This window comes from Isoptericola sp. NPDC019571 (assembly GCF_044389385.1).
Classification (GTDB): domain Bacteria; phylum Actinomycetota; class Actinomycetes; order Actinomycetales; family Cellulomonadaceae; genus Isoptericola; species Isoptericola nanjingensis.
This window is the reverse complement of record NZ_JBIRXZ010000001.1, coordinates 267198-283269: the sequence shown is the minus strand read 5'-3', so window position 1 is coordinate 283269 and position 16072 is coordinate 267198. Positions and strand designations below refer to the sequence as shown.

General features: G+C 73.9%; 13 protein-coding genes. 4 read left to right on the top strand and 9 right to left on the bottom strand.

The features are described from left to right. Positions 1-73: 73 nt before the first annotated feature. A complete protein-coding gene (gene gdhA, locus ACH443_RS01305) occupies positions 74-1411 on the bottom strand; it encodes an NADP-specific glutamate dehydrogenase (protein WP_430556421.1) in 1338 nt (445 codons plus the stop codon). A gap of 191 nt (positions 1412-1602) precedes the next feature. After that, on the bottom strand, positions 1603-3954 hold the full coding sequence (purL, locus tag ACH443_RS01300; RefSeq protein ID WP_430556420.1) for a phosphoribosylformylglycinamidine synthase subunit PurL: 2352 nt from the start codon (positions 3952-3954) through the stop codon (positions 1603-1605). Positions 3955-4304: 350 nt separating this feature from the next. Here purL and ACH443_RS01295 point away from each other — a divergent pair, with 350 nt between their 5' ends. Next, positions 4305-4823 (top strand): putative immunity protein, encoded by a 519-nt coding sequence (locus ACH443_RS01295; RefSeq protein WP_430589256.1) that lies wholly within the window; start codon positions 4305-4307, stop codon positions 4821-4823. Positions 4824-4842: 19 nt separating this feature from the next. Here the strand turns inward: ACH443_RS01295 and ACH443_RS01290 are convergent, their stop codons facing one another. The 4 genes from ACH443_RS01290 to ACH443_RS01275 all read right to left on the bottom strand — a co-directional run bounded on the left by ACH443_RS01290 (position 4843) and on the right by ACH443_RS01275 (position 10063). Next, positions 4843-5796 (bottom strand): carbohydrate ABC transporter permease, encoded by a 954-nt coding sequence (locus tag ACH443_RS01290; protein ID WP_429766031.1) that lies wholly within the window; start codon positions 5794-5796, stop codon positions 4843-4845. A 1-nt stretch (position 5797) separates the two neighbouring features. After that, complete coding sequence (locus tag ACH443_RS01285; protein WP_430589255.1) at positions 5798-6706, bottom strand: carbohydrate ABC transporter permease; 909 nt, start codon at positions 6704-6706, stop codon at positions 5798-5800. Next, the gene (locus ACH443_RS01280) at positions 6703-8025 is read right to left on the bottom strand and encodes an ABC transporter substrate-binding protein (RefSeq protein WP_429766035.1); all 1323 of its coding nucleotides are present in this window, start codon (positions 8023-8025) and stop codon (positions 6703-6705) included. The genes ACH443_RS01285 and ACH443_RS01280 overlap by 4 nt, the downstream gene beginning before the upstream one ends. 115 nt (positions 8026-8140) lie before the next feature. Next, complete coding sequence (locus tag ACH443_RS01275; RefSeq protein ID WP_429766036.1) at positions 8141-10063, bottom strand: glycoside hydrolase family 127 protein; 1923 nt, start codon at positions 10061-10063, stop codon at positions 8141-8143. Positions 10064-10219: 156 nt separating this feature from the next. Between ACH443_RS01275 and ACH443_RS01270 the strand changes: the two genes are divergently transcribed. After that, positions 10220-11242 (top strand): LacI family DNA-binding transcriptional regulator, encoded by a 1023-nt coding sequence (locus ACH443_RS01270; RefSeq protein WP_429766038.1) that lies wholly within the window; start codon positions 10220-10222, stop codon positions 11240-11242. A 13-nt stretch (positions 11243-11255) separates the two neighbouring features. Here the strand turns inward: ACH443_RS01270 and ACH443_RS01265 are convergent, their stop codons facing one another. Next, on the bottom strand, positions 11256-11873 hold the full coding sequence (locus tag ACH443_RS01265; protein WP_430589254.1) for a hypothetical protein: 618 nt from the start codon (positions 11871-11873) through the stop codon (positions 11256-11258). A 264-nt stretch (positions 11874-12137) separates the two neighbouring features. Here ACH443_RS01265 and ACH443_RS01260 point away from each other — a divergent pair, with 264 nt between their 5' ends. Both ACH443_RS01260 and ACH443_RS01255 read left to right on the top strand, forming a co-directional pair. Next, entirely contained in the window at positions 12138-12659 is a 522-nt protein-coding gene (locus ACH443_RS01260; protein WP_429766042.1) for a hypothetical protein, read from the top strand. Between the two features lie 98 nt (positions 12660-12757). Next, positions 12758-13102: a hypothetical protein gene (locus tag ACH443_RS01255; RefSeq protein WP_429766044.1), complete on the top strand. Its 345-nt coding sequence runs from the start codon at positions 12758-12760 to the stop codon at positions 13100-13102. A gap of 88 nt (positions 13103-13190) precedes the next feature. Here the strand turns inward: ACH443_RS01255 and ACH443_RS01250 are convergent, their stop codons facing one another. Together ACH443_RS01250 and ACH443_RS01245 are read right to left on the bottom strand one after the other, a co-directional pair. After that, on the bottom strand, positions 13191-15278 hold the full coding sequence (locus ACH443_RS01250) for an acyl-CoA dehydrogenase (RefSeq protein ID WP_429766045.1): 2088 nt from the start codon (positions 15276-15278) through the stop codon (positions 13191-13193). After that, entirely contained in the window at positions 15275-16054 is a 780-nt protein-coding gene (locus tag ACH443_RS01245; protein WP_430589253.1) for a TetR/AcrR family transcriptional regulator, read from the bottom strand. The genes ACH443_RS01250 and ACH443_RS01245 overlap by 4 nt, the downstream gene beginning before the upstream one ends. Positions 16055-16072: the final 18 nt, after the last annotated feature.

Below are 16072 nucleotides of genomic sequence, written 5' to 3'. Positions count from 1 at the left end.
CCGGTCGCCTGCTGACGACGACGGCGCGGTCCCCCAGCGGGGGGCCGCGCCGTCGTCGTGCGTGCTGCGGCCGTCAGATGACGCCGAAGGCGATCATCGCGTCGGCGACCTTGGTGAAGCCGGCGACGTTGGCGCCGACGACGTAGTCACCGGGTGCCTCGTACTCCTCCGCCGTGGCGAGGCAGCTGTCGTGGATGCCGGTCATGATCTCGGCGAGGCGGGACTCGGTGTGGTCGAAGCTCCACGAGTCGCGCGACGCGTTCTGCTGCATCTCCAGCGCCGACGTCGCGACGCCGCCCGCGTTCGCGGCCTTGCCCGGGCCGAACAGCACGCCGGCCTCGCGCAGGAGGGCGACCGCCTCCGGGGTGGTCGGCATGTTGGCGCCCTCCGCGACGGCGCGCACGCCGTTCGCGACGAGCTGCTTGGCGTCGGCCTCGGAGAGCTCGTTCTGGGTGGCGCAGGGCAGCGCGACGTCGGTGGGGACGTCCCAGATGCTGCCGTCGGACACCAGTCGGGCGCCGGGACGCAGGTCGACGTAGTCGGCCACGCGGCCGCGCCGGACCTCCTTGACCTCCTTGAGCAGGTCGAGGTCGATGCCGGCCTCGTCGACGACGTAGCCCGACGAGTCCGAGAACGTGATCACGCGGCCGCCGAGCTGCTGCGCCTTCTCCGCCGCGTAGATCGCGACGTTGCCCGAGCCGGACACGGAGACGCGACGGCCGTCGAGGCTCTCGCCCTGGGTGCCGAGCATGCTCTGCGCGAAGAGGACGGCGCCGTAACCCGTGGCCTCCTTGCGCACGAGCGAGCCGCCCCAGGTGAGGCCCTTGCCGGTGAGCACGCCGGACTCGTAGCGGTTGGTGATCCGCTTGTACTGGCCGAACAGGTAGCCGACCTCGCGGGCGCCCACGCCGATGTCGCCGGCGGGCACGTCCGTGTATTCGCCGATGTGGCGGTACAGCTCGGTCATGAACGACTGGCAGAACCGCATGACCTCGCCGTCGGACCGGCCGCGGGGGTCGAAGTCGGAGCCGCCCTTGCCGCCGCCGATCGGCAGCCCCGTGAGGGCGTTCTTGAAGATCTGCTCGAAGCCGAGGAACTTCACGATCCCCAGGTACACCGAGGGGTGGAAGCGCAGGCCGCCCTTGTACGGGCCGAGGGCCGAGTTGTACTCGACGCGGAAGCCGCGGTTGATCCGCACGCGGCCCGTGTCGTCGACCCACGGCACGCGGAAGATGATCTGCCGCTCGGGCTCGCAGATGCGCTCGAGCACTGCGGCCTCGACGTACTGCGGGTTCTTGCGCAGCACCGGGCCCAGCGACTCGAAGACCTCGCGCACGGCCTGGTGGAACTCCACCTCGCCCGGATTGCGGCGCAGCACCTCGGCGAACACAGGCTGCAGACGGTCTTCCATCGGGGCTCCTCCCGGTTGGTGGGGAGCGCGCCCGCAAGGCCCGGAGGGCGGCACGGCACACGCACGTCCCTTGCAGGGTATGTGTCCGCGAGACGTGATCTCACGCGTCGAGACGGTCACCGGCGTGCGCCGCGCGTCACCCGGCGCCGCACGGTGGGGCGCGGGACCGGTGCTGTCCCGCGCCCCTCCTGTCAGCCGAAGATGCGCGGCAGGGTGCCCTCGTGCGCCTCGCGGGCCTCGGCGAGCGGCACCGTGAAGGTCTCGCCGTCGAAGCCGCCGGCCACGGCCAGCTGCTCGCCGCCGGTGCGGCCGAGACGCAGCACCGGGACGCCGGCGGCCTCGGCCACCGCGACGAGCTCGGACTCGTGCTCCGGGTCCACGGCCACCAGGGCGCGCGCGGTGGACTCGCTGAACAGGGCGGCGAACGGCGTCACGCCGTCGCGGCCGGTGACGCCGTCGAGCGCGACGTCGGCGCCGACTCCGTAGCGCAGCGACGCCTCCAGCAGCCCCTGGGCGAGGCCGCCCTCGGACAGGTCGTGCGCGGCGGCGACGAGGCCCTGCTCGCGCGCCTCGACCAGCGCCGAGGCGAGCGCGCGCTCGGCCGCCAGGTCCACGCGCGGCGGCAGGCCGCCCAGGTGCCCGTGCTCGACGTCGGCCCACGCGGAGCCGTCGAGCTCGTCGGCCGTGCGGCCCAGCAGCAGGATCGACAGGCCCTCGGCGCGCCAGCCCGACGGCACCGCGGTGCGCACGTCGTCGATGACGCCGAGGACGCCGACGACAGGCGTCGGGTGGATCGAGGAGTCGATCTGCCCGGGCTCGCCGGTGCCGTTGTAGAGCGAGACGTTGCCGCCCGTGACCGGGACGCCGAGCTCCTGGCACGCGTCCGCGAGGCCTTCGATCGCCTCGACGAGCTGCCACATCGAGTCCGGGTGCTCGGGCGAGCCGAAGTTGAGGCAGTCCGTCACGGCGAGCGGCTTCGCGCCGGCCGTCGCGACGTTCCGGTACGCCTCCGCGAGCGCGAGCTGGGCGCCCGTGCGCGGGTCGAGCTTGCCGTAGCGGCCGTTGGCGTCGGTGGCGAGGGCGACGCCGCGGCCGGTGGCCTCGTCGACGCGGACCACGCCGCCGTCGTCGGGCTGCGCGAGCGCGGTGTTGCCCTGGACGAAGCGGTCGTACTGGTTCGTCACCCAGGCCTTGGACGCGAGGTTCGGCGACGCCAGCAGGCGCAGCGCGGTGGCGCGCAGGTCGTCGGCCGACGTCGGGCGGGCCAGGCCCGCGGCGACCGTGGTGTCGGCCTGCAGGCCGTCCTGCCACGCCGGGCGGGCGTAGGGGCGCTCGTAGACGGGGCCCTCGTGCGCGACCGTCTTCGGGTCGACGTCGACGATGCGCTGGCCGTGGTGGTCGATGGTGAGTCGGCCGGAGTCGTTGACCTCACCGATGACGGCGGTCTCGACGTCCCACTTGCCGGTGATCGCGAGGAACTGCTCGAGCTTCTCGGGCGTGACCACCGCCATCATGCGCTCCTGCGACTCCGACATGAGGATCTCGCCGGCGTTGAGCGTGGGGTCGCGCAGCAGCACGTCGTCGAGCCAGACGTGCATGCCGCCGTCGCCGTTGGACGCCAGCTCGCTCGTGGCGCAGGAGATGCCCGCGGCGCCGAGGTCCTGGATGCCCTCCACGACCTGCGCGGCGTAGAGCTCGAGGCAGCACTCGATGAGCACCTTCTCCATGAAGGGGTCGCCCACCTGGACGCTCGGCCGCTTGGCCGGCACGCCGTCCTCGAACGTCTCGGACGCGAGGATCGAGGCACCGCCGATGCCGTCGCCGCCCGTGCGGGCGCCGAACAGGACCACCTTGTTGCCCACCCCGGAAGCGTTCGCGAGGTGGATGTCCTCGTGGCGGAGCACCCCGAGGCACAGCGCGTTGACGAGCGGGTTGCCCTGGTAGGAACCGTCGAAGACGAGCTCGCCGCCGATGTTGGGCAGGCCGAGCGAGTTCCCGTAGCCGCCGACGCCGCTCACGACCCCGTGCACCACGCGTGCGGTGTCCGGGTGGTCGACGGCGCCGAACCGCAGCTGGTCCATCACGGCCACGGGGCGCGCGCCCATCGAGATGATGTCGCGGACGATGCCCCCGACGCCGGTCGCGGCGCCCTGGTACGGCTCCACGAACGACGGGTGGTTGTGCGACTCGACCTTGAAGGTGACCGCCCAGCCGTCGCCGACGTCGACGACGCCCGCGTTCTCGCCGATGCCGACGAGCAGGTGCTCCTTCATCTCCTCGGTGACCCGGTCGCCGAACTTCTTCAGGTGCACCTTGGACGACTTGTACGAGCAGTGCTCGGACCACATCACCGAGTACATGGCCAGCTCGGCGGCCGTCGGGCGGCGCCCGAGCAGGTCGCGGATGCGCTGGTACTCGTCCGGCTTGAGGCCGAGCTCGGCGTACGGCTGGACCTCGTCCGGCGTGGACGCGGCGGTCTCGACGGTGTCCAGCTGGGGGCGGGGGGCGGACACGGCTTCGGCACGGTCGGCAGCGGCGGTCATCAACTTCCCTCGGGTCGCGCGAGTACTGCAGAGCTCAGGGCTCGGACCGGGTGATCACCGCACCGCGGGGTGCCGGCATCCGGCGTCGGTCCGTGCGGGGGCGCCTTGCGGCGCGCCGCCAGTCTACCGGCGCGCGCCGCTTCTCCCGACGACGCCGCCAGGGTGCGCGCACGACCGCGCCAGCCGTGGCGGCTCGTCGTGCAGGCGGTGCTGTTCCTGGCCGCAGGAGCGCTCGCTGACGGCCGCCGGCCTGCCGGGACGGGGCGTCGGGGTGGCCGTCGTCGGCGTCGTCGCGCTGACGCGCAGGTCGTGACCTCCCGGCCGGGCGCGGATGCGGGCAGGATGGTGCCGTGCCGATCCTGCCGACCGATCGCGACCCCCGGCTGATCACCGTCCGCCGGGGCGGGACCCTCACCGACGACCACCACCGGATGCTGGCCGGGTGGGCGGTGGCCTGCGCCGACCACGTGCTGCCCTGCTTCGAGCGCGAGGCGCCGGACGACGACCGCCCCCGGCAGGCGCTCGAGGTCGCCCGCGGGTGGATCCGGGGCGAGGTGCCGATGCGCGAGGCGCACCGCACCGCGTTCGTCGCGAACGCCGCCGGCAAGGGCCGTCCCGACCCCGCCCGGTTCGCGGCGCTCGCGGCCGGCCAGGCGGTCGCCGTGGCCCACGTCGCCGCGCACGACCTGGGCGCCGCCGCCTACGCGATCCGCGCCGCGAGCGCCGCGGCCCCCGCCGGCCGGGCCGAGCCCGCCCGGCTCGCCGAGCGGGACTGGCAACGGGAACGGGTGCCCGCCGAGCTGCTCGCCCTGGTCCTCGACGACCAGCGGGCGCGCTCCGCGATCTGCTGGGACGTCTTCGACGACTAGCCCGGTCGGGCGCGCACCGTCAGCCCTTCACCGACCCCGACGCGAGCCCTGCCACGTAGTACCGCTGCAGGGCCACGTACAGCACGACGCACGGGATCATCGCGACCACGGACCCGGCGGCCAGGAGCCCGAAGTTCACCTGCCCGTACGCCCCCTGCTGCAGGTTCACCAGCGACACGGGCAGCGTGTAGAGCGACGAGTCGGTGAGGAACGTCAGCGCACCGAGGAACTCCGTCCACGAGGCCAGGAACGCGTACAGGGCTGCGGTCGCGGCACCGGGCAGCACGAGCGGCCGGAGCACCGACACGATCATGCGCACGGTCCCCGCGCCGTCCACGTGCGCGGAGTCCTCGATCTCGCCGGGCACCGACTCGAACGCGTTGCGCATGACGAACACGCAGAACGGCAGGTTCACGGTCGTGTAGAAGAGCACGAGGCCGAACAGGCTGTCCGTGAGCCGCATGGCGTTCATCTGCAGGTACAGCGGGGTGAGGATCGCCTGGAACGGCACCATGAGGGTCACCAGCACCAGCCCGAACAGCAGGCCCCGGCCGCGGAAGCCGAATTTGGCGAACCCGTACCCGGCGAGGGTCGCGAGGACCGCGGTGAGCACGGCCGTCGCCACGGACACGACGACCGAGTTCACGATGCCGCGCCAGATCTCCGGCTGGTCGAGGATCAGCCGGAAGTTGACCCACGACAGGTCGAGGAAGCGCCCGTCCGGCGCGGCCACGACGACGTCGCCGGGCTGCCCGGACCGCACCAGCGCCAGCGCCAGGGGCACGAGGAAGACGAGGGCGGCGAGGATGCCGCCCACGGCGTACAGCGTGCGGCGCACGCGCGTGTCGCGCTCGGGGCCCGACGCCGGCCCCGCCGCACCGGGCGAGGACCCGCGGCCCGGGCTCGTGCCGCGGGAGCTCCCGCCCGGTGCGCCCAGCCCGGTCGTGCCCGGTGCGCTCGTCGTGACCGCCATATCAGCTCCTCTCCCGCAGCAGCCAGAACTGCGCCGCGGTGACCAGTCCGGTGATGACGACCAGCACGAGCGACATCGCCGTCGCCGCGCCCAGCTGCAGCTGCACGAACGCCCGGCGGTAGATCGCCATCACCACGGTGGTGGTGTCGGAGCCGGGGCCGCCCTGGGTCAGGATGTAGAACTGCGTGAACGCGAGCAGCGACCCGATGACCGACAGCACGACGGTCATCGCGATGGTGCGCCGCAGCATGGGGATCGTGATCGATCGTTCGCGCACCCACCACGAGGCGCCGTCGAGCTCGGCCGACTCGTAGACCTCGCGCGGGATGCCCTGCATCCCCGACATGAGCAGCACCATGGTGAGCCCGGACACCGCCCAGATCACCATGACGCACAGCAGCCCGGTGGCGAGCGGCCCGTCGACGAGCCACGCCGTCGAGCCGTCGGTGATCCCGAGGGCCTTGAGCACCACGTTCACCATGCCGCTGTTCGGCTGCGCCTCGAGCAGCATGAGGAAGCTGAGCGTCGTGAGGCCGATGACGTACGGGACGAAGAAGATCGTGCGCAGCACCGTGGCGCCGCGGCGGTTGGACCGCACGACCACCGCCAGCGTGTAGCCGAGCACGAGGATCGGCAGCGTGACGATCGCGGTGTAGAGCAGCGTGTAGCCGACGGCCCGCCAGAACGTGGGATCCGTGAGCACGGACGCGTAGTTCTCCAGGCCGACGAACCGCCACGTCCCGATGAGCGGGAGGTTCGTGAACGAGATCCCCACGGCGGAGACGAGCGGCACCAGCACGAAGACGACGACGAACGCCACCGCCGGCGCGACGAGCAGCACCCCCGTGCGGGCGGGATGCGTGAGGGTGCCGTGACGTCGTGCGGGCCGGGCGACGGCCGGGGCGCTCATGCCTGGGCCTGCCGCAGGATGCGGTCGTACGTGGTCTGGGCCTCGTCCATGGCGGCGTCGACCTCCCCGTCGAAGACGGCCCTGCGGAACATGCGCAGCCAGGGCCCGTCCTGCTGGTTGTAGATGAGGTTGTAGGCGAGCGTGGTGGGGGCGTACCCCGAGTCGAGCTGCTCGAGCGTGGGCGTGACGAGCGGGTGCTCGCGGGCGAACTCCGGCGTCACGACGTCGGAACGGATCGGCGAGTAGAACCCGTCGGGCATGCGTGCCTGCTGCTCCAGGGCGACGGCGAAGCGGATGAGCTCGGCCGCCCCCTCCGGGTTCTTCCCGCCCGCGGGCATGCACAGGTTGTCGCCGCCGTCGAAGAACGCGCGGCCGCCGTCCGGCCCGGGCAGCAGCACGACGCGGCTGCGCTCCAGGAGCTCGGGCGACGCGTTGGGGGCGACGACGCCGTACCCGGCGGGGAACATCCCGAGCTTCCCGGCGACGTAGTCGGCCGACCAGCGCGACGCGTCGTCGGCGAAGCAGCCGGGCGGCACCAGCTGCTCCTCCCACAGCGTGCGCTCGAGGTCGAGCGTGCGGCGCAGCGCGTCGTTGCCGGCGACGTTCCCCCGCTGGTCGCCGACGTCGCCGGCGATGAGGTCGGCGCCCGTGGCCCACACGTGCGGCTGCACGGTGAACCCCAGCGCACCGGACGCGTTGCCGGGGAACGACCAGCCGTACGTGTCGTCCCCGAGCCCCGCGATCGCGCGGGCGGCCTCGAGGATCCCCTCGAACGACGCGGTGTGCTCGTCGACGTCCAGGCCGGCGCGGTCGAACAGCTCGGTGTTGCAGAACAGGACCGAGAAGTCGCCGAGGAAGGGCACCCCGTAGTGCTTGCCGTCCTTGGTGGCGAGGGCCAGGTGGCCGGGACTGAGGGCGTCACCGAGGGCCAGGTCCTCCACCAGCGGCGTGAGGTCGGTGAACACGTCGCGGAAGGCGAACATCGTCGAGTAGATGTCGTCGATGTCGATGACGTCGGGCACCCGGCCGCCGCGGATCGCCGTGGCGACCTTGGTGACGTACTGACCGTTCTGGATCGGCGTGAGCCGCACCCGGACGCGGTCCTGCGCCGTGTGGAACGCGTCGACCACGGCCTGGACGCCGTTGACCGTGTCCGAGCGGCACCACATCTCCACCGTGCCGCGCGCGCCGTCCCCGAACCCGGGGGCGCCGACGTCGACGGCGGTGGCCGGCGTCGCGCAGCCGGCCAGTCCCACGCCGGCGGCGGCGGCGCCGCCCGCGCCGAGCAGCGCGAGCAGCTGCCGTCTGGTGAGCTCCATCGCTCTCCTCCTCCGCGCCCCTCGGGCGCCGTGTCCTCCGTGTACTGCCCGCGGGCGGCGGTGCCTGCGGGGGGCGGGGCGCCCGCGTCGGGCGCCCCGCGTGAGGTGCTGCCGGTCAGGCCACGGGGATCCAGACCCGCATGGCCTGGGGGCCGCGGTTGGCCCACAGGTGGTACGGGACCGCCCGCAGCGTCACCGCGCCGGTCACGGGCGGGGCGGGCGTCTCCGCCGGCCGGTACGGGCCGTCGCCCGCGGGCGACGCGGGCCGGGACCGCACGGACCCGGTCGCCGTCACCACGACCGTCCCGCCGAGCAGGTCGGGACGGTCCTCCTCGCCCAGGGGCCCGGCGACGTCGATCAGGACGTCGTCCACGACGGCGCCCGCGTCCTGGTCCTCCTGCTCCAGCGCGTACACGAGCGGGCCGCGCTCGATCGCGACGCAGCCACGGGAGTCGTCGACGCGCGGGTCCGCGGCCGTGAGGCGGGGCGCCACGGGCAGCTCCAGCACGACGACGTCCCCGGCCGCGAGCGCCCGGTCCACGGTGGCGTAGCCACCGGCCGCGACGGGGGCGCCGTCGAGCGTGGCGCCCTCGGCCCAGCCCGGCACCCGCAGCGCGAGCCCGGCTCCCGTGTGCGCCTCCTCGACGTGCAGCGTCACGCGGCCGGCGTACGGGTACCCCGTCTCGACACGCACGCGCAGCACGCCGCCGGGCAGGTCGGCGGCGATCGTGCCGGGTGCGTACTGGTGCACCTGGAGCGCGTCGTCGGCGACCGTCGCGAGGTACCCCTCGAGGCTCGACAGCGTCCGCATGATGTTGGGCGGGCAGCAGGCGCAGCCGAACCACGGCCGTCGTCCGGCGGCGGGGTTCCGCTCCTCTTCCGCGTGGGCGCCCGTGCGCACCTGCAGCGGGTTGACGTAGAAGTACTCGGTGCCGCCCAGGGAGAGCCCGGAGAGGAAGCCGTTGAGCAGCATCCGCTCGATCTGGTCGGCGTAGCGTGCGTCGCCCGTGGCGAGCAGCAGGCGCCAGGCCCACTGCACGGCGCCGATGGCCGCGCACGTCTCCGCGTACGCCCGGTCGTTCGGCAGCTCGTGCGCGTCGCCGAACGCCTCGCCGTCCCAGCGGGAGCCGAGCCCGCCCGTGAGGTACTGCTTGCCGTCGACCATCGCCGCGTACTGCGCCTCGAGCGCCGAGAGGAGCTCGCGGTCGCCCGTCTCGACCGCGACGTCGGTGGCGCCCGCGCCGAGGTAGACGGCGCGCACGGCGTGCCCCTCGACCGTCGTCGCCTCGCGGACGCGCACCCGGTCCGAGAAGTAGGTGGGCTGCTTGCCGTGGGCCGCGATGATCCCCGTGCCGCGGGCCTCGACGAACCACGACGCCAGGTCCAGGTACGCCCGCGTCCCCGTCTCCCGGAAGAGCTCCACGAGCGCGGTCTCGATCACCGGGTGCCCGTCGACCTCGCGCCGCCGTCCCTCGCCGTCGCCGAACGTCTCGACGAGGTGGTCGGCCAGGCGGACGGCGACGTCGAGCAGCTCGCGCCGGCCGGTCGCCCGCACCTGCGCCACCGCGGCCTGCATGAGGTGGCCCGCGCAGTAGTGCTCGTGGCTCCACGGCAGGTCGGAGTAGCGCTCGACGCCGCGCAGCTGCGGCACCGAGTCGAGGTACCCGTCCGGCGCCTGGGCGCCGGCGACGGCCCGGGTGACCTCGAGGATGTCGGCGAGCAGCGCCTCGTCGGGCTCGCGCCCGTACTCCCAGGCCGCGGCCTCGAGCCACTTGTGCACGTCGGAGTCCGCGAAGATCGGCCCCTGCGCCTCGCCCTCGGCCAGCCCGGCGGCGATCTCGAGGTTGCGCAGGTTCCCGTACTCGCGCAGGTGCCCGAGGCCCTCGGGCACCGAGGCGTCGCGGTTGACGCGGAGCCGGTGGCCCCACAGCCCGCCGTGGAGGGTCGCGCTGCCCGGCGGCAGCGGCCGCAGGCTGCTGATCGCCGAATCTGTGGGCTCGGCCGGGCCGCGAGCGGTCCGGAGCGTCGTCGTCGTCATGCACCTCTCCCTCGAGGAAGGAAACTAGGAATCCGTTTTCCTCACGGTAGGGAGCGTTGTGCGAGTCGTCAAGCACCTGCCCGACAGGGGGAATCGCGTACCATCGGCAGCGCCGCCCGCCATCCTGCGGAACGGCAGGAATCTCGAGGAGGCCTCATGGCGGAGACTCCGGGCGTCGTGCGGATCACGGACGTCGCCGCGCTGGCGGGAGTGTCCCCCAGCACCGTGTCGAAGGCGCTCAACGACACCGGCTCCCTGCGACCCGCGACCCGGGCCCGCGTGCGCGAGGCGGCGGAACGGCTGGGCTTCGTCCCCGACGCGCAGGCACGGTCGCTGTCGGCGCGGCGCAGCTTCACCGTCGGCCTGCTGAGCACGGACTCGGCCGGCCGGTTCTCGCTGCCGGTGGTGCTCGGCGCCGAGAACGCGCTCGTCGGGGGTCAGATCTCGGCGCTGCTGGCCACGGCCCGGCACGACGCCGTCCGTGAGCAGCACCACGTCCGCAGCCTCGTCGCGCGGCGCGTGGACGGGATCATCGTCACGGGCCGCACCACCGACCCCCGGCCGCCCATCCGGGTGCCGATGCCGGTCGTCTACGCCTTCGCACCGTCGCAGGACCCGGACGACGCGTCCGTCGTGCCCGACGACGCGGCCGGCATGACCGCCGTCGCGGAGCACCTGCTCTCCCTCGGCCGCACCCGGGTCGCCTACGTCGGCGGTCGCGGCGACCAGGCGGCCTCCGTGCAGCGGCACGCCGCCCTGGCCGCCGCCCTCGCGGCGCACGGCGCCAGGATCGTCGGCGAGCCGCAGTTCGGCGAGTGGTCCGAGCGCTGGGGCCGTCTCGCGGTCGACGTCGTGCTCGGCGACCACCGGGCCGGCGACCCGTTGCCGGTCGACGCCATCGTGTTCGCCTCCGACCAGCTCGCCAGGGGCGGCTGCGACCGCCTGCGCGACCGCGGCGTGCGGGTGCCCGAGGACGTGGCCGTGACCGGCTACGACGACTGGGAGGTCATGGCCCTCGCCAGCAGGCCGCCGCTGACCACCGTGGACCCGCAGCTCGACCGGCTTGGGCAGCGGGCCGCCGAGCTCCTGCTCGCCGCGATCGACGGTCGCCCCGCGCACGGCACGGAGCTCTCACCCCCACGCCTCGTCGTGCGGGGCTCGACGGCCGGGGACTCCTGAGCCCGGGGCGGCGTCAGCTCGCGGGCGTCTCGCCCTCGGCCGGCCGGACCATGGAGATCGACGGGTCGAGGGCGGTCGCCACGGCCGCGAGCGCCCCGAGGACGAGCCCGACCCGCGTGTGCGGCAGCCGCCGCCCCTGGGCGCGCCACCGCTCGCCGCGCCGGTAGGCCCACTTCTCCCCCGCCACGGCGACCGTCACCGCGAGGGCGACCGCGGCCGCCGCGGCCGCTCCCGCGACGGCCGGGTCCGGCAGCGGGTCGGCGTCCGCGAGCTCCGCGTCGCCCAGGAGGACGTTGTCCTCGAGATCGACGTCGGCCACCCCGGCATCGTCGAGGCCCGCGTCGCCGAGGTCGCCGTCGTCGCCCTCGGGCGGCGCCTCCACGCGCCGGGCGAGGTCGCGCAGGTCGCGGACCTCGTCGCGCGCCTCGCGCACGCCGTCGACGGCGGAGCGGCCCTCGGCGGTGAGGGCCATCCCCAGGCCGAGCCCGCCGGCCAGCACGCCCGCCTTGGCGAGGGCGCGCGCCCAGCGGGGGCCGACGACGTCGGGCACGGCGTACCAGGCGAGCGTCGTGAGTCCGGTGATCGCGACGCTCCGGGCGTCGACTCGCCTGCGCGCGGCGGGCGTCTCCATGGGTCCACCTCCGGGTCGGGGGCTCGTGCGGCGGCGGCGCCGAGGTCCTCGGGCCACCCGTGGGTCAACGGGCGGCACCGGGGCAGAGTTCCGCGACTCCGGGCCGGCGCGACGCCGACCTGCATGGATGACTATTTCTTGACCTGCACGCTCGGATCCTTGACCGACATCATCACCAGGTGACAATTCTGCGTGAGCGGGGCCATGTGGCGCCCCGGCAGAGTCGGGGTTTCGCCGCTTACCACAAGGTGGTTTGATGCGCACGTGGAACTGCTCAGAACCTTTGCTCCCGGCGCGTTCGCGTACGGGTTGGCGTCCTGGTCGTGGCTGGGGGTCCACGGCAAGACGCCCCGCTTCACGACCGTCTTCGGCGACGTCTTCCTCGAGTCCCTGGAGGGCTGGTGGTTCCTCGACACGATCGAGGGGACGCTCGAGCTCCGCTGGGCCACCGCCGTCGAGATGTACACCGAGCTCGACTCGGCGGACGGGCGCGCGGACCTCCTGCTGGAGGACCTGTGCCGGGAGGTGCTCGACGCCGGCATCCACCCGCGACCCGACGAGGTGCTCGCCTTCTCCCCGCACCCGGCGATCGGCGGCCGGCTCCATGCCGACCACGTGGCACCGCTGAGGTTCGAGCTGGCGCTGCGGCTCACCGGGGAGATGCACCACCAGCTGCGCACCACGCTGGACCCGTCGCCGTCCCCCCTGCTGCTCGGGCACGCCGACCCCCGGATGTCCGCGACCGCCCTCGCCTGGGACACGGCAGGGCACGACCGGCGACCGTGACCCACCTGTGACCTGCACGGTCCGCCCAGCAGATGCACGACCGGCCGTCGTGTCGTCTCCTGGAAAGGCACGGATGAGGCGGACCGTGGGAGGTAGGCATGAGACGGGTGCTCGTCGTCGGACTCGTCGTGGGGGTCATGGACGGGGCGTTGCTGGGCGCGTCGGCGGCGCTCGGTTGGACGTGGGTGGCGTGGGCCGCCCTCCTGGCCGGGCTCGGGGGTGCGGCCGTGGTGGCGATGTCCGTCCCGCCGGCCCGCGTCGCACGACCGGCCACCGTCACGCTCGGCCTGCCGTTGCGTGACGAGCGGGCGGCCGAGGAGGCGGCCGTCGTGCCCGCCCCGGTGCCGGGCACGACGGCGGGCACGGTCGAGACCCCGCCCGCCGTCGTCGAGGACTACCCGCAGCCGGTGCGCGCGGCCCAGCCGACCCCCGCCGCCGCCTGACGGGACGCCGAGAAGGCGGGTCCGCGAGACACAGAGAAGCCCGGACGGGACCGCAGCAGGTGCGGCCCGGCCCGGGCTTCTCACCGTGTCAGGCGCGCTTCTGCTTCTTCAGCGCCTTCTCGCTGATCGGCGCGGTGCCGTCGGCGCGCTGCCGGGCGTAGTAGGCCCGGGCCTCGTCCTGCCGCTCCGCCTCGATACCGGACGCGATGACCGCCCGCAGGTGGTCGGGCCCGTAGCCCCACGCGTCGACCAGGTCGACGGCGTGCGGACGCAGGCGGTCGAGCAGGCGGTCCACGTACGACGTCACGGTGCGCGCGCGCTGCGCGGAGAGCCGCCCGTTGATGAGGTACCAGGCGAGGTTGCGCTCGATGAGGGTGAGCCCGAAGACGTCGCGCACCCACGTCATGACGCGGCGGGTGCCCGGGTCGTCGATCTGCTCGAGCGCGTCGGTGAACGCCGACCAGCGCAGCAGGTCCGCGTGCGCCCTGGCCGCCTCGACGAGCTGCACCTGGTTCTCGTCGAAGATCCGCGCAGCCGTCACGGGGTCCGCCTTCTGCGCGGGACGCAGGGCCATCGCGACCTCCTCGACCATGGTCGCGACGCGGTCGGCCAGCAGCTCGCGCTGCGTCTCGGCGTCGCGCAGGTGCCCGGCGGCGCGGCGCGGGTCGCCCGCGTCGGCGAGGGCCTGGCCGGCCCGGCGCAGGCCGGTGCGGTGCAGCGCGGCGTCCGCGGCGCGGTCGACGACGAACCGGGCGATGCCGGCCGGCGTCGACGTCGCGCCCTTGAGGGCCTTGGCGTAGTCGCCCACGAGACGCTTGGCGACGAGCTGCAGCAGCACCGTGTTGTCGCCCTCGAACGTGGCGTACACGTCCATGTCGTGGTGCAGGCTCGTGATGCGGTTCTCGGTGATGAAGCCGGCGCCGCCGCAGGCCACGCGGGCCTCCTGCAGCGTCTCGAGCACGAACGTGGTCGACGTCGCCTTGAGCGCCGCCGCCATCGTCTCGAGGTCCTCGCGGTTCTCCGGGGTGTCCTTCTCCCCGGAGAAGACGTCGTCGAACAGGTCGAGGAGGCGGTCGTGCGCGAAGTGCGTCGCGTACGTCTCGGCGATGCGCGGGAACAGGCGGCGGCGGTGGGTCGCGTAGTCCAGCAGCACCGTCTCCTCGATCGGCGACGACGAGGTGAACTGGCGGCGCTCGGCGCCGTACTTCACGGCGATGGCGAGGCCCAGCTTGGACGCCGTCGACGCGGCACCGTCCAGCGACACCCGGCCCTGCACCAGCGAGCCGAGCATGGTGAAGAAGCGGCGGCCGGGGCTGTCGATCGACGACGAGTACGTGCCGTCGGCGGCGACCGCGCCGTAGCGGGCGAGCAGGTCGGCGCGCGGGATGCGCACGTGGTCGAAGGCGAGCCGCCCGTTGTCGACGCCGCGCAGGCCGCCCTTGAGCCCGTCGTCGTGCCCGCTGATCCCGGGCAGGAACTCCATGGTCTCCGGGTCGCGCACCGGCACGTAGAAGCAGTGCACGCCGTGGTTGACGCCGTTCGTGATCAGCTGCGCGAAGACGGTGGCCGCCGTGGCGTGCACCGCCGCGTTGCCGAGGAACTCCTTCCACGCCGCGCGGAACGGCGTGTGGATCTCGAACTCCTCCGTCTCCGGGTCGTAGGTGGCCGTGGTGGCCACCGACGCGACGTCCGAGCCGTGCCCGATCTCCGTCATCGCGAACGCGCCGGGCACGGACAGGTCCATCGCCCCCGGCAGCAGGCGGTCCTGCTGCTCGGGCGTGCCCAGGTGCAGGATGGCCGAGCCGAACAGGCCCCACTGGACGCCCGCCTTGATCTGCAGCGACGGGTCGGCGACGGCGAGCTCCTCGAAGCCCGCCAGGTTCGCGCCCGGGGAGTCCGCCCCGCCGAGGCGCGTCGGGTACCCGAGCCACACCTGGTGCTTCGGGTCGGTCGCGAGCAGCTTCATCTGCTCGAGCACCCGCTCACGGTGCTCCGCCATCGAGAGCGACTCGTCCTTCCAGAAGGTCGGGTCGGTCGAGCGCGCGCGGGCGTGGCGGCGCCACTCCGGCCACCGGCCGAGCAGCTGCTCGGACAGGCCGGCGACGTCGACGCGCGGGGTCGCCTTGGGGGCGGGCGCGGCCTGCGTCGTCGCGGGACGGTCGGACGTCGTGGTCATCGGTTCTCCTGCGGTTGTGCGGGGTTGGAGGTCTCGAAGGGGTGGGAGGACCCGGCGAGGTCGAAGGGCGCGGACTCCTCGTGGTGGAGGACGCCGACGGGGCCGGTCCACAGCCAGAGCGTCACCTTCTCGGTGAGGTCCTCCCGGGTGAGCCGGTCGGGACCGCCCTGGTCCGCGGCGTGGCCGAGCCACCACTCGCCGGCGCCGCGCACGAAGCCGACGGCCCCCGCGGCCCAGGCGGCGGCGAGCGCCGGGGGCACCTGGACGGCCTTGGCGAACGGTTCGGCCACCAGCTCGATCACCGAGTCGAGGTAGGCGCCGAGCGCCTCGACCTGTCCCGTCCCGGCGGTGCCGGGCGCGGGCTCGTTGCCGCCGATGGCGGTGCGGGTGACGAACCAGTAGACGTTGGGCGAGTGCTCGATCATCTCGAGGTACACCCGGACCATCGCGCGCAGGGCCGCGTGCGGGGTGGGCGCGGCCTCGGCGGCCTCGCGGAGGGCGTCGTGCATCGTCGCGACGACGTGCGCGGCCACGGCGAGGCGCAGGCCCGCCTTGTCCTCGAAGTACCGGTAGACGATCGACTTGGACGTGCCCGCCTCGCCCGCGATCTCGTCCATCGAGACCCCTGGCCCGGCGCGGTGCACGGCCTTGCGCGCGGCGTTCACGAGCTGCGCCCGGCGCGCGGCACGATGGTCGTCCCACCGTGTCGAACGACCGTCGAGGGCCGAACGAGCACCCGGAGCCGAACGGGCGTCGAGCTGTTCCGCGGCCGTCATCGGCCGCACCTTGTGACT

Coding starts and splice junctions, on each gene's coding strand:
- ACH443_RS01275 (WP_429766036.1), bottom strand. CDS start 10,063: ATGACGACGACGACGCTCCGGACCGCTCGCGGCCCGGCCGAGCCCACA.
- ACH443_RS01265 (WP_430589254.1), bottom strand. CDS start 11,873: ATGGAGACGCCCGCCGCGCGCAGGCGAGTCGACGCCCGGAGCGTCGCG.
- ACH443_RS01270 (WP_429766038.1), top strand. CDS start 10,220: ATGGCGGAGACTCCGGGCGTCGTGCGGATCACGGACGTCGCCGCGCTG.
- gdhA (WP_430556421.1), bottom strand. CDS start 1,411: ATGGAAGACCGTCTGCAGCCTGTGTTCGCCGAGGTGCTGCGCCGCAAT.
- ACH443_RS01280 (WP_429766035.1), bottom strand. CDS start 8,025: ATGGAGCTCACCAGACGGCAGCTGCTCGCGCTGCTCGGCGCGGGCGGC.
- purL (WP_430556420.1), bottom strand. CDS start 3,954: ATGACCGCCGCTGCCGACCGTGCCGAAGCCGTGTCCGCCCCCCGCCCC.
- ACH443_RS01255 (WP_429766044.1), top strand. CDS start 12,758: ATGAGACGGGTGCTCGTCGTCGGACTCGTCGTGGGGGTCATGGACGGG.
- ACH443_RS01285 (WP_430589255.1), bottom strand. CDS start 6,706: ATGAGCGCCCCGGCCGTCGCCCGGCCCGCACGACGTCACGGCACCCTC.
- ACH443_RS01250 (WP_429766045.1), bottom strand. CDS start 15,278: ATGACCACGACGTCCGACCGTCCCGCGACGACGCAGGCCGCGCCCGCC.
- ACH443_RS01245 (WP_430589253.1), bottom strand. CDS start 16,054: ATGACGGCCGCGGAACAGCTCGACGCCCGTTCGGCTCCGGGTGCTCGT.
- ACH443_RS01290 (WP_429766031.1), bottom strand. CDS start 5,796: ATGGCGGTCACGACGAGCGCACCGGGCACGACCGGGCTGGGCGCACCG.